The sequence below is a fragment of the Bombilactobacillus thymidiniphilus genome, from assembly GCF_023380245.1.
Taxonomy (GTDB): domain Bacteria; phylum Bacillota; class Bacilli; order Lactobacillales; family Lactobacillaceae; genus Bombilactobacillus; species Bombilactobacillus thymidiniphilus.
This window is the reverse complement of sequence record NZ_CP093365.1, coordinates 1,394,209-1,407,752: the sequence shown is the minus strand read 5'-3', so window position 1 is coordinate 1,407,752 and position 13,544 is coordinate 1,394,209. Positions and strand designations below refer to the sequence as shown.

Sequence of the window (13,544 nt, the reverse complement as noted above, 5' to 3'; positions counted from 1 at the left end):
CCTCTTATCGTTGTAAACCAAAATTATCTAATATTTTCTCTTGCAAACTAAACATAACTTCAGCTTCATCATCTTGAATATGATCGTAACCTGACAAATGTAATAATCCATGGATAACAGTATAACCAAATTCGCGCTCCAAACTATGTCCATATTCTACTGCTTGTTTTTGCACAATTTCGGGACAGATAAATAAATCACCAATGTTGCGGGGAATTCCAAGTTCCATCTCTAAAACTGAAGTATCATCGGCATCTTCAATTGCAAAACTAATAACGTCTGTTGGACGATCCATTTGACGATACTTCAAGTTAATCTTGTGAATTTCATCCAAAGTACTAAAAGTAATTGAAGCCTCGGTATCGGCTGGTAAATCAATTTGTTTTGCACCATAATCAAATAATTCACGTGCTAATTGCTGGTGCTTATCGTCAACTAATTGATTATCATCATAGATTTCTAAATTCATTCTTTACTCCTATTTTTATCATAGGCAGCGATAATTTCAGCTACCACTGGATGCCTTACAACATCACTAGCATCAAAATCAATAAATCCAATATGTGGTAAATTACGTAGCAACCCATTAACTTGTAACAACCCACTATGAGAATGACGTGGTAAATCTATTTGAGTAGGATCACCATTAACTACCATTTTGGAACCAAAACCTAAACGAGTCAAAAACATTTTCATTTGTTCTTGAGTTGTATTTTGAGCCTCATCCAGCAATACAAATGCTTCATCCAAGGTACGACCACGCATATAAGCTAGAGGCGCAATTTCAATAACTCCACGCTCCAGTAATCGATTCGTGTGTTCCGTGCCTAAAATAGCATATAAAGCATCATAAATAGGACGCAAATAAGGATCAACTTTTTCTTTCAGGTCTCCTGGCAAAAAACCTAAGTTTTCCCCTGCTTCCACTGCAGGACGAGTCAAAATCAATTTTTTAACTTGGCCCTTTTTTAGCGCTGCCACGGCCATCACTACAGCTAAATATGTTTTGCCCGTTCCTGCAGGACCAATCCCAAAAGTAATATCATTTTTTAAAATGGCCTTCGCGTAATTGCGCTGACCTAAATTACGTACTCTAATCGGCTTACCATTAGCATCACGCACTAAAATTTCATTATATAAATCACTAAAATAGTCCAATTTGCCAGCTTGAGCCATCTGAATTGCGCTAATCACATCAGCTTGACCAATTTGAATACCAGAGTGATGCAATTTTAGCAAAATACGCAAAATATTATTCACCAAATTGATTTTATCAGGCGCTCCTTTTAAATCAATTTGATTACCAAAAGGATGAATCAAAATTTGAAATTTTTCGGCTAATAAATCTAAATTAGCATCATTAATGCCAAAAATAACAGCATCATCATTGTTTTCTAATTGAAAAGATTTAGTTAGTTGTTCACTCAAATAATTCTACCCCGATTATTATTTTATAACTGTCATTTTAGTACAAAAACTGGATAAAGAAAAAGGTTAAAGTAATGATTACTTTAACCTTCTTGCAATGAATCTTTGACAACTTTACTAACTAATGAACCATCAGCCTGACCATGTACTTCAGCCATTACTGCTTTCATCAGCTTTCCAAAATCAGTTTTTGATTCTGCTCCGATATCCGTTGCGATCTTCTGAACAATTTGTTGTAGTTCTGACTCTGATAATTGCTGGGGCATGTACTGCTCTAACACAGTCATTTGCTCTTTAGTAGCAGCTACCAAATCAGCACGACCACCTTTTTCAAAATCAGCCAAGGAATCTTTTTGTTGTTTCATTTGAGAAACAACAACTTGATTCTCTTCATCAGTAGTCAAATCATGACCAACTTCAATTTTTTTGTTCATCAAAGCCGACTTTAACAATCTGATAACTGACAAGGAAGTCTTGTCATGACTTTTCATTGCAACCTTCATATCGGTCATTAATTGATCAGTGAGGGACATAATAATTACCTCAAATCCTAACGTCTTCTTCTCTTCTTGTTACGTTTACGCGCAGCTTCAGATTTTAACTTCCGCTTAACACTTGGTTTTTCATAGAATTCACGCTTGCGATATTCTTGAAGAGTACCACTCTTAGAGACAGAACGTTTAAACCGACGAAGAGCATCATCAAGAGACTCGTTCTCACGAACAACCGTCTTAGCCATTGATATCCCTCCTTCCGCTTACTTACGTAACTGCTCGTTGAAACAGTTCTTAATTAGTATAACAAAACATTTTCCAAGTTGAAACAATATTCGTCAGTTTAAATAGCTTTTTTTATTTAAAAATGATAATTTAAAAGAAAAAAGGTTGTGATTAGTACTTATGAAGCAGATTATTTATGCAATTTCCGATTCTTCTGGTGAAACAGCTAATAATTTTGCACGGTCTATGTTAGCCCAATTTTCGGATATTCAAACTATTCAAAAAAGATTTTCGTTTGTGCAAGATACTAATGAAATTCACAAAATTATGCAAAGCGCCCAAAGTGAAAGTGCCATTATCTTTTATACCTTAAATAATAAAACGCTAGACGATGCTATGCAAGATTATGCCAGTGATACAAGTATTTTATTATTTGATGTACTTAATCCATACGTTAAAGATATTGAAACATTCACCAAAAAAAAAGCTACCCATGTAATTGGCTCTTCAAGACAGTTAACTGCACGTTATTTCAAGCGCATTGAAGCAATTGATTTTGCCGCTGCCAATGATGATGGTAAGAATCCTCATGGCATTTTAGAAGCCGACGTCATTTTACTAGGCATCTCTCGTACATCTAAAACACCATTATCCTTTTTCTTAGCCAATGAAGGCATCAAAGCAATGAATTGGCCGTTAGTTCCCGGTGTCCAATTGCCGCCTGAAATTTGGCAAATTGATGCGCAACATATCGTGGGTCTCACTAATGATGAAGAAGTACTCCGCAAAATTCGTGAAGAACGAATGCGCGCATACGGTTTAACTACCGAAAATAATTATTCCAACATTGATAAAATCAGGCAAGAATTACAAGCCGCCAGTGATCTATACGATAAATTGGGGTGCTTAGTATTAAACGTTGCCAACAAGTCGATTGAAGAAATAGCAGCAGTAATCGAAAATAAACTACATTTACCTGCTAATTAATCATTGATTAGCTTCTTGCACTTTAGCAATCAGCTGAGGATCAAACTCCTGCTGCTTGAGCATTGTAATTTCTTCTTTAAAGACCGGCACAGTCTTCTTAGGATCTTCTTGAACTGTCACGTACGGTGTTTCCATAATTTTAGGAATCTGCGTTAATTGTGGGTGATGACAAATATAGTTGAGTGTATTAAAACCAATCGTACCAAAACCGATATCCGCATGCCGATCTTTATGAGATCCTTGCGGATTTTTAGAATCATTCAAATGTATGACACTTAAGCGATCCAATCCAATAATGTGATCAAATTCCGCCAAAACACCATCAAAATCATTTTTAATATCATAGCCAGCATCACTGGTATGGCAGGTGTCAAAAGTTATAGATAATCCTGCGTTATGTGGTGTCAATTCAATGATTTTCGCCAATTGCTCAAAAGTAGTACCGACTTCAGTACCCTTACCAGCCATTGTTTCTAAGGCGATGGAAACTTTCGGATTAATCTTTAAAATTTCTTCCAAACCATGTGCAATGGAACGCAAAGCGGCATCCACACCCAATCCAACATGTGAACCCGGATGAAAACTTAAAGCTTCAATACCTAAAGCATCGCAACGCTTAACTTCTGCTTGCATAAATTCAATAGCAAATTCATATTTTTCTTTTTTAGCTACATTACCTAAATTGATGATGTAAGGAGCATGACCAATTAGTGGTGCAATATGATGTTCTTTCATGTACTCTTGGCCCGCAGGAATATTCATCTGTGTCGGATCTTTACGTCGCGTATTTTGGGGAGCTCCTGTAAAGATCATCATCGTATTAGCTCCGTAACTGTAAGCTTCTTGCGCCGCTCCTAGCAACATTTTTTTACCACTCATACTGACATGCGCACCTAATAACATTCTCTCACCTCAAAATTAATAAATATGTTCTTGATAAAAACGTCCTACTATCATTTTAGCTTCAGTGATACTAACAAAAGCATAAGGGTCAGAGTTACTCATTGACGTTCTAAAATCAGGCAATTCATATTGTGAAATCACTGTAAAAAGCATTGTACGCGGTGTATGCCGATAAGCACCCTCCACATCATGCACGATCGTGATTCCACGCCGCATCTCATTTTGCAAAACTTTAATAACGCGATCTGGATGTGAAGTCACGATAATCACCTGTAATTTTTGATTGCGCGTATATAAAGCATCAATAATGCGCCCATTAACAAAAATTCCCAAAACAGTATAGAGAGCATGTACCCAACCAAACAAGAATCCCGCACCAATCACGATAATTAAATTAAAAGCGATATTAATCGTACCAACACTTTTACCCGTCTTTTTGCGTAAAACGATACCTAAAATATCCAGTCCACCTGTCGATAATTCATTGCGCAAAGCTAAGCCGGTACCTACACCATTGAAAACCCCACCAAAAATGGCACAAATAATAGGATCAAACTTAACTTGCACATTCGGTAAAATTCGCATGAGAACTGTCGATAAGATTACCGCAGCTACTGTAAAAATAGTGAAATTGCGACCAATTTTCTTCCAAGCTAAAACCAGCAATGGTAAATTAAATAATGCATAAAAAAGCGGTATCGTAATGGTTAAGGGTAACCACCGATTACATAAAGTAGCCAATAATTGCGCCAAACCAGTAATTCCTGAGCCATAAATATGCCCCGGCGTCCAAAAAATATTAACGGCTATAGAAACACAAACTGCATAAATCAAAGCTACAGATAACTTGGTAAAGTTTTGATGACGTTGTATAACTTTTTCTAATTCTTCCACAATTATAATTACTACCTTTTTTATGATGTCACCAATACTTTAACATAATAAAAAATTAATAAAAGCCCTATTCTAGGGCTTTTCTACTTGATTCAAATAATCACCATATCCTTCTTGCTTCATTTTTTCTAAAGGAACAAACCGCAAAGCAGCTGAATTAATACAATAGCGTAAACCACCTTGATCTTTAGGACCATCATTAAAAACATGTCCTAAATGCGAATCAGCTTTTTTACTGCGCACTTCCACGCGCTCCATACCATGACTGGAATCACGTTTTTGCTGGACAGGAACAATAGGCTTAGTGAAAGCTGGCCAGCCACAACCAGAATTATATTTATTGGCTGAAGAAAATAATGGTTCACCGCTAACCACATCAACATAAATACCGGGTTCAAAAAAGTTGTCATACTTATTATCAAAAGGTCTTTCGGTTTGATTTTCCTGTGTTACAGCATACTGCAATCGATCTAAATCAGCTTTTTGTTTTTCATACATAAAAAAACGCCTCCTGGCGTTAGTATAAATTAAGCTAGGGGCGTTTAGCATCTAATATGCTATTTTTTTAATTGGATGTCCAGTTCATCTAATTGGGCAGTTGCTACCGAAGCAGGAGCTTGCATCATTGGCTCAGAAGCTTTAGCATTCTTAGGAAATGCAATAACATCACGAATATTGTCACGGTGGGCTAATAGCATTGCAAAACGATCTAAACCAATCGCCAAACCACCGTGTGGTGGAAAGCCTGAGTCCAGCGCTGTTAATAAGAAACCAAATTGTTCTTGCGCTTTTTGGGGACTAAAGCCTAAAACTTCCAACATTTTTTCTTGAATTTCTCGCTTATGAATACGAATCGAACCGCCACCTAATTCATAACCATTCAAAACAATATCATAACTTTGCGCATGCGCTTGATGCGGATTAGTATCCAACAAATCAATGTCTGCTTCATTAGGCATCGTAAAGGGATGATGCGCTGCTGTCCAACGTTTATCACCTTCATCATATTCAAATAAGGGCCAATCAACAACCCACAAGAAGTTAAATTGGTCTTCGTCGTATAATTTTAATTCTTGTGCAAAATGTTTGCGTAAATAACCTAATGCACTGGCACAAACTTTTTTACTATCTGCTACAAATAAGACTAAATCATTATCAGCTAGTTGTAAGTTTTCGAATAATTTCTCAGTTTGCTCAGCAACAAATTTAGCCACAGGCCCTGTTAATTCACTGCCATTTACTTTGAGCCAAGCTAATCCTTTGGCACCAAAACGCTTGATATATTCTTGTTGTTCTTCAATTTTTTTGCGGGAATACTGATCGGCCACATTCTTGACGACAATAGCTTTGACCTGTCCGCCAGTAGCTAAAACATTTTGAAATACTTTAAAACTAGAATCTTTAAAAAGATCGCTTAAATCCTGTAACTCCATGCCAAAACGAGTATCAGGTTTATCTGAGCCAAAGCGTTCCATGGCTTCATTCCAAGTCAAACGTGGGAATGGTAATTTTACATCAATACCTTTAACATCGTGCATAACCTTAGCAATCAAGCCTTCAGTTAATTCTTGAATTTGTTCTGCACTTAAAAAACTAGTTTCCATATCAATTTGTGTAAATTCTGGTTGCCGATCACCACGTAAGTCTTCGTCTCTAAAGCAACGCGCAATTTGATAATAACGATCAAATCCAGCACCCATTAATAACTGCTTAAACAGTTGCGGTGATTGCGGTAAAGCGTAGAAACTGCCTGGATAGACACGTGAAGGCACTAAATAATCACGCGCACCTTCAGGTGTAGATTTACCTAAGTCAGGCGTTTCGATATTAATAAAATCATGTTCATCAAAATAGTTATGTGCAGCCATTGTTATTTTGGAACGAATTTTTAATGCTTGTTGCATTTCAGGACGACGTAAATCTAAATATCGATATTTTAATTTAGTTTCTTCAGACGTATCCACATCATCAACAATACTAAATGGCAAAGTTTTGGCTTGATTTAATAAATTAATTTGATTAACTTCAACCTCGATGCGCCCAGTTTTCATTTTATCATTGATAGCTTGTTGATCGCGTGCCACCACTTGACCTACTACACTAATAACATATTCAGAATGCAGTTTTTCGGCCACTGCAAAAACTGGCTCACTCTTATCTTTGTTAAAGACTAATTGCACAATACCTGCACGATCGCGTAAATCCACAAAAATCAAATTACCTAAATTACGTTTTTTTTGCACCCAGCCAGCTAAAGTAACTGTTTGACCCAGATATTTTTCGTTGATTAAACCACAATAATTTGTTCGCTGCATAAAATGATTCATCCTTTCTTAATTTGCTGCAAAATGCCACTTAAATCTGTTAAATCCACCGTAAATTCACTACCATCAGCCATGCGTTTTAATTGCGCTTTTTTAGTAGCTAACTCTTCGTCGCCAATCGTGAGGGTAAATTTAGCATGCAGGCGGTTAGCTTGTTTAAACTGCCCTTTAACTTTCTTATGCAAGTAATCTCGCTCTGCTGAAATGCCTGCTTGCCGCAATTGTGTCAATAACTTGGACACTGCAGCAGAATCAGCATCGTTGACATCAACCAAATAAATATCAGGTCCCAAAAATTCGGGTAAATTGTTGTTAGCTTGTTCTAGCAATAACATCAAACGTTCCAATCCTAGACCAAAACCAACCCCAGAAATATCTGGTCCACCTAGCTGAGCCACTAAACCGTTGTAACGTCCCCCAGCAATAACAGTCATTTCGCGATTATCAAAAGCTGGACTAGTAACCATAATTTCAAAAATTGTATGATTGTAATAATCCAAACCACGTACCATATTAGCATCAATCTCATAGGCAACACCAATTTGATCCAATAAGTTAGTCACCACTTGAAAATGCTTTTTTGCTGCGTCAGTTAAGTAATCCAAGATTGACGGGGCATCAGCGACTAATTTTTGATCTTGTGCTTCTTTACTATCCAAGATCCGCAAAGGATTTTTCATTAAGCGAATTTGGGAATCAGCACTTAATTGTTCTTTCAATGGTGTCAGATAATCTAGTAAAGCTTGATGATAATTTTTTCTTGTTTGAACGTCGCCTAAAGTGTTTAATACAACTTTATAATCTTTTAAGCCCAGTTCATTCAAAAAATTCAGTGCCATACTGATCGTTTCCACATCCATTTCGGGCGCATCACTGCCTAAAGCTTCCACACCAATTTGATGAAACTGACGTTGTCGGCCAGATTGAGGGCGTTCGTAGCGAAACATGGGACCATGGTACCAGACTTTATATGGATTATTATGCTCAGGACCAAACAATTTATTTTCCACATAAGAACGAACTACACCAGCCGTACCTTCTGGACGCAAAGCTAAGCGTCGCCCACCTTTATCCTCAAAGTCATACATTTCTTTGGAAACAATATCAGATGTATCTCCAGACGAACGTGCAAACACCTCATACTGTTCAAAAATTGGTGTTCTGATTTCTTGATATTGATATTTACTAAAAATTTGCTGAGCTACATTTTCTACATATTGCCATTTTTGTGATTCACCCGGCAAAATATCCAATGTACCCTTAGGTTTTTGATAGCGCACCTTAAATACCTCCCTAATTTATCAATCGACTAATCAATTTATTATAATATCACAACTAAAAAGCATCCTCACTTATTGTAAGGATGCTTTTGACACGGTACCACCTTGAAATATTGCTCCAGTTATCGCCTGTCAAACGGGGTTGTATCCCAACAAAATTACCGTCACTTCATCCGATGAATAATTTCAGCTACTTATTCTCTCTGTGAATCGGATTAATTCAAATAGCTAACTTGATGCTGAGTATTAAGCTACCATCATCAAGCTAAATGTCAAGTCCAAAAACAAAATATAATAGCTATTTTAGCAGCATTATTATAATATATAAATAACATTAGACGTAGGATGTTCAAAATGAATAAATGGCTTAACATTTTTTTGCACCACACTAATCATAGTTATTGGAAGGTATTGGCTATTTCAATCCTCTTGTTGATTTCAGCAGGTGCCACTTACACAGCAGCACAAGCTAATAAAGTAACTGTGCAAGCTAATTTTTTGAATGTGCGCATGGGTCCAGGATTATCATACGATACCATGACTCAAATCAAGCGCGGGGAAACACTGACTATTCTCAGTGAAAAAGATCAGTGGTACCAAGTCCGGCTAGCACAAGATAAAATTGGTTGGGTGGCAAGTTGGCTAATTGATAACGATGATGCCAATACTAACAGTAATTCAGTCGGTGTAATCAAAGCCCCGAATACAAACGTTCAAAAATATCCCGAACAAGATTCAGAAGTCTTAGGTACATTATCTCAATCACAAAAAGTCAATATTGTCTATTCACAAAATGACTGGAGTCAAATTTTATACAATAATACGGTTGGTTGGATTCCTAACTCTGAAATGATTATTACGGATAAAGTCCCTGGTAATATTAAGAATCAAAAAGATAACGCTAAACAAACTGAAGTAGACATTAAATCGGTCACAACTTTGCAAAATAACACAAAAATTCTCCGCTTACCTAATGATTCCGGTAAAGTTATCGCACATGTTACCGATCAAACAACACTGCCTTATTTAGGTAAGAGCGGTAAATTTTACAAAATTCGGCTAAATTCTGGTCTAGAAGGTTACATTGACAGTGGCATGGTTTCTATTTCTGATACTGAGCATGCTATCAAGACAGCCGCTACGCAACTTTCTGAAGCCACTATTGTAATTGATCCAGGGCACGGTGGGCGTGATACAGGGGCAATAAGTGCCAATAAAAAATATGAAAAAACTTATACTCTCAAAACAGCACAATTATTACAGCAAAAATTACAACAAGCTGGGGCTAATGTAGTAATGACACGTGACAGCGATAGTGATACCCGTTTAGCCACTCGCGCGCGAACAGCCAATAAACTCAACGCCGATGCTTTCATTAGCTTGCACTTTGATTCTAGCAATAATAAACAAGCTTCAGGAACCACCACTTATTATTATTATCCTGATAAAGATAAACGGCTAGCTGATTGTATCAATCAAAAGCTCACTCAAATTAGCTTACCTAACCGCGGAACACATTTTGGTAATTATGAAGTGACACGTGAAAATGAACAACCAGCTATTTTGATTGAAGGTGGCTATTTGAGTAGCAAACATGACTTCAAAAAAATCAGTAGCTCACAATATCAAGAGCAGCTAGCTGATAGTATTTTTAAAGGTCTAGTAGAATACTTCAAATAAAAAACTTCGCTCGAAGCGAAGTTTTTTATTTGTTGAATAACAACTCAATTTGCTTTAACTGTTCGACCACAAAGTCTGCTTGTGCACTGTCATGCAAATGATCAACATCAAAATAAATTGTTTGGACTTGGGCATTTTTCCCCGCCAAAATATCTAAGGAACGATCACCAATCATCGCCGTTTGTGCTAAATTCAAATTATCTTTCAACACTAAATAATTAATTGCCGCAGGATCTGGTTTGCGAGCAAATTCATCAGCTGCAGTAATTACTCGTTTAAACAGTGGCGCAATACCTTGTTTTTGTAATAATTGTTTGGCTTGCTCATCGCGATGTGTTAATAAATAATTACTGCCCCCACTTGACACAACAGCTTGCAAAACTTGGATTGCTTGCGGATATAGAACCACATTTTCTTGCGCCTGATGATCCAATCGACGATAAAAATCTTGCACCTGTAAAAAATCAATCTGTTGCTTTTTAGCACAATGTTGCAAAACTTGCGTCACTGAAAACAATTTAATTTCTCGATATAAAGCTTCTTCTTGCAGATTAACTTGTCCAAAGTGATTTAAAGTAGATATTAAGCTTTTTAAAATACCAGCATAAGTGTCCGCTAAAGTTCCATCATAATCCCAAATTGCATTTTTCAAAACCACGCGATAACTACCTCTCCAACATTAAAGTTAATGGTCCATCATTGACTAACCCAATTTGCATATCGGCACCAAAAATACCGGTTTGAACCCTTAAGCCTGTGTTTTTTAATTTTTGATTAAAGTCATCATACAAAATAGTTGCTCGACCAGGTGCTAGAGCTTTCGTAAAACTAGGACGGTTGCCCTTTTTCGTATCAGCATATAGTGTAAATTGGGAAACTGATAAAATCTCACCGTTAATGTCTTGAACAGATTTATTCAACTTGCCTGTATCATCAGTAAAAATACGACTATTGACTATTTTATGCACTAAATAATCAATTTGTGAAATACCATCATTTTGACCAAAACCTACAAACAACAAAAGACCAACACCAATTTGCGAATATATGCTGTCGTCAATCATGACTTGTGCTTGTTGAACTCGTTGCAATAAAACTTTCATAAGAACCTCAATTAATTACACGCTGGATATCATAAACATCTGGAATATTATTTATTTTCGTCATAATATCTTTCAAATGGTTTAAATTACGTACCCGCACCGACAAAGAAATATGTGCCATCCGATCTTGATCAATACGCCCATTGACCCCTGACAATAAGTCAGTATGCTTATTGACCAGTTGCAAAACATCTGTTAAAAGACCATTGCGATTATAACCAAAAATTTCTAACTTCACGATATACTGATGATTGTGCACATTACCCCAATTAGCTTCAATTAAGCGACTAATTTCCTCATTATCAATGTTAGGGCAATTTTTACGATGAATGGTAACACCACGCCCTTTAGTTATATATCCAACAATTGGATCCCCCGGAATGGGTGTACAACATTTGCCCATATGAATAAGCAAATTATCGATACCTTGAATCCGAATTTCACGATCATCAGTTTCTTTAGATTGCTCTAATTCTACAGAACTATCAGTTGGCGAAGTATTTTCCGTCATTATTTGTTGCTCCAGTTCCATTTGTTGCCGCTGCTCAGTTTTTTTTCGCTCAGCATCGGTCAAGCGATTGACTATTCCAATGGGTGAAAGTTCTCCATAACCGACTGCTGCCATCAATTCATCTTCAGTGGTAAAATTATAGCGATCTAAAGCTATTTGCAGAACTTTTTTATTCAAATAATGTTTTGGTGCCAAATTGCGATCTAATAATTCACGTTCTAATTTTGCTCGTCCTGTCTCAATGTTATGCTTACGATCGACACTTTTGAAATAGCGCCGAATCTTATTACGTGCCCGGGAAGTATAAACTAAACTATCCCAATCACGACTTGGAGTAGCATTAGATTGCGTTAATAGTTCAACAATGTCGCCATTACGCAATTTATAATCCAGTGGCACCATTTTGCCATTGACTTTCACACCCGTAGTGTGGTTGCCAACTTCCGTATGGATTTGATAAGCAAAATCTAATGGTACTGAACCTTTTGGCAATTCAAATACTTCGCCTCGTGGAGTGAAAACATAGACACGATCACTGAAAATATCGCCTTTAACACTTTGCATAAAATCAGCATCATTAACTGAGTCTTCCTGAATTTCCATAATTTCACGGAAAACATCAATTTGATGATCATTGTTGTCTAAACTAACTTTGCTTTGGTGTCCTTCTTTATAAGCCCAGTGCGCTGCTACCCCATATTCAGCAATTTCATGCATTTCATAAGTACGGATTTGCACTTCTAGAGGGCGCCCCTGAGGTCCAATGACCGTCGTATGCAAAGATTGGTATCCATTGACTTTAGGCACTGCAATATAATCTTTAAATCGTCCGGGCATTGGCTTCCATTTGGCATGAATATTGCCCAAAACGCTGTAACAATCCCGAACTGAACGCACCATAATTCGAATAGCGATCAAATCATAAAGCTCAGCAAATTTTTTATGCTTATCTTGCATTTTCTTATAGATGGAATAAATATGCTTAGCACGTCCACTAATGTCATAATCCAAATTTAGTTGAGCAATATTTTCACGTACTTGTGCAATCGCATTTTTGACATACGTCTCACGCTGAGTGCGTTTAGAATTCATTAAATGTACAATACGATAATATTGTTGAGGATTTAAATAACGTAAAGATAAGTCTTCCAGCTCCCACTTAATAGTACTAATCCCCAAACGATCAGCTAATGGGGCATAAATTTCTAAAGTTTCATTAGCAATTCGCCGCTGTTTTTCTGGACGCAAAAAATTCAACGTACGCATATTATGCAAGCGATCAGCTAATTTAACCATGATTACGCGCATATCTTTAGCTGTAGCTAATAACATTTTACGATGATTAGCAGCTAGTAATTGTTGATGTGAGTCGTATTTGTATTTGGAAATTTTAGTAACACCTTCCACAATATTAGCGACATCATCACCAAATAGTTCTCGTACATCAGCCGAAGTAACCTTGGTATCTTCCACCACGTCATGTAAAAAGCCCGCCGATACAGTATCTGGATCCATCTTTAGTTGCGCTAAAATAGCTGCTACTTGTGTCGGATGAACAATATAAGCTTCTCCAGAAGCTCGTTTTTGATCATGCTGAACATAAGCTGCCATTTCATACGCTTTTTTGATGTAATCAACGTGTCGTTGGTTCATATAAGTTGCACATAAATCAAAAACTTCTTGTGCTGTATAAACTTTCTCCTTAGAAATAATGC

General features: G+C 36.9%; 14 protein-coding genes. 2 read left to right on the top strand and 12 right to left on the bottom strand.

Translation table 11 applies throughout. The annotated features are described in order from the left end of the window. Window positions 1-4: 4 nt before the first annotated feature. From ybeY to rpsU, 4 genes are all read right to left on the bottom strand, one after another. Complete coding sequence (gene ybeY, locus MOO47_RS07170) at window positions 5-469, bottom strand: rRNA maturation RNase YbeY (RefSeq protein WP_249512768.1); 465 nt, start codon at window positions 467-469, stop codon at window positions 5-7. Next, window positions 466-1,428 carry a PhoH family protein gene (locus MOO47_RS07165; protein WP_249512767.1) on the bottom strand — a complete coding sequence of 321 codons (963 nt, stop codon included), beginning with the start codon at window positions 1,426-1,428 and terminating at the stop codon, window positions 466-468. Before MOO47_RS07165 ends, ybeY begins: the two co-directional genes overlap by 4 nt. 83 nt (window positions 1,429-1,511) lie before the next feature. Beyond that, the gene (locus tag MOO47_RS07160) at window positions 1,512-1,961 is read right to left on the bottom strand and encodes a GatB/YqeY domain-containing protein (RefSeq protein WP_249512766.1); all 450 of its coding nucleotides are present in this window, start codon (window positions 1,959-1,961) and stop codon (window positions 1,512-1,514) included. A 17-nt stretch (window positions 1,962-1,978) separates the two neighbouring features. Then, window positions 1,979-2,167, bottom strand: a complete 189-nt coding sequence (gene rpsU / locus MOO47_RS07155) for a 30S ribosomal protein S21 (RefSeq protein ID WP_249512765.1) — start codon at window positions 2,165-2,167, stop codon at window positions 1,979-1,981. 160 nt (window positions 2,168-2,327) lie between these two features. Here rpsU and MOO47_RS07150 point away from each other — a divergent pair, with 160 nt between their 5' ends. Continuing rightward, window positions 2,328-3,134 (top strand): pyruvate, water dikinase regulatory protein, encoded by an 807-nt coding sequence (locus MOO47_RS07150; protein ID WP_249512764.1) that lies wholly within the window; start codon window positions 2,328-2,330, stop codon window positions 3,132-3,134. On the opposite strand, the gene MOO47_RS07145 is transcribed toward MOO47_RS07150, so the two are convergent. The 5 genes from MOO47_RS07145 to hisS form a co-directional block, all read right to left on the bottom strand. After that, the gene (locus MOO47_RS07145; RefSeq protein WP_249512763.1) at window positions 3,135-4,037 is read right to left on the bottom strand and encodes a deoxyribonuclease IV; all 903 of its coding nucleotides are present in this window, start codon (window positions 4,035-4,037) and stop codon (window positions 3,135-3,137) included. It lies immediately after the preceding gene. Between the two features lie 15 nt (window positions 4,038-4,052). Next, a complete protein-coding gene (locus tag MOO47_RS07140; RefSeq protein ID WP_249512762.1) occupies window positions 4,053-4,931 on the bottom strand; it encodes a YitT family protein in 879 nt (292 codons plus the stop codon). Window positions 4,932-5,003: 72 nt separating this feature from the next. Beyond that, window positions 5,004-5,429 carry a peptide-methionine (R)-S-oxide reductase MsrB gene (gene msrB, locus MOO47_RS07135; RefSeq protein ID WP_249512761.1) on the bottom strand — a complete coding sequence of 142 codons (426 nt, stop codon included), beginning with the start codon at window positions 5,427-5,429 and terminating at the stop codon, window positions 5,004-5,006. 59 nt (window positions 5,430-5,488) lie between these two features. Then, entirely contained in the window at window positions 5,489-7,246 is a 1,758-nt protein-coding gene (gene aspS, locus MOO47_RS07130) for an aspartate--tRNA ligase (RefSeq protein ID WP_249512760.1), read from the bottom strand. An 8-nt stretch (window positions 7,247-7,254) separates the two neighbouring features. Continuing rightward, window positions 7,255-8,535, bottom strand: a complete 1,281-nt coding sequence (gene hisS, locus MOO47_RS07125) for a histidine--tRNA ligase (RefSeq protein ID WP_249512759.1) — start codon at window positions 8,533-8,535, stop codon at window positions 7,255-7,257. A gap of 354 nt (window positions 8,536-8,889) precedes the next feature. Between hisS and MOO47_RS07120 the strand changes: the two genes are divergently transcribed. After that, window positions 8,890-10,215: an N-acetylmuramoyl-L-alanine amidase gene (locus MOO47_RS07120; RefSeq protein ID WP_249512758.1), complete on the top strand. Its 1,326-nt coding sequence runs from the start codon at window positions 8,890-8,892 to the stop codon at window positions 10,213-10,215. A gap of 25 nt (window positions 10,216-10,240) precedes the next feature. On the opposite strand, the gene MOO47_RS07115 is transcribed toward MOO47_RS07120, so the two are convergent. The 3 genes from MOO47_RS07115 to MOO47_RS07105 are packed head-to-tail and all read right to left on the bottom strand — an operon-like array spanning window position 10,241 to window position 13,539. Continuing rightward, window positions 10,241-10,873, bottom strand: a complete 633-nt coding sequence (locus tag MOO47_RS07115) for an HAD-IA family hydrolase (RefSeq protein WP_249512757.1) — start codon at window positions 10,871-10,873, stop codon at window positions 10,241-10,243. Between the two features lie 7 nt (window positions 10,874-10,880). Beyond that, the gene (gene dtd / locus MOO47_RS07110) at window positions 10,881-11,318 is read right to left on the bottom strand and encodes a D-aminoacyl-tRNA deacylase (RefSeq protein ID WP_249512756.1); all 438 of its coding nucleotides are present in this window, start codon (window positions 11,316-11,318) and stop codon (window positions 10,881-10,883) included. A 7-nt stretch (window positions 11,319-11,325) separates the two neighbouring features. Then, window positions 11,326-13,539 carry a RelA/SpoT family protein gene (locus tag MOO47_RS07105; RefSeq protein ID WP_249513567.1) on the bottom strand — a complete coding sequence of 738 codons (2,214 nt, stop codon included), beginning with the start codon at window positions 13,537-13,539 and terminating at the stop codon, window positions 11,326-11,328. Window positions 13,540-13,544 lie beyond the last annotated feature (5 nt).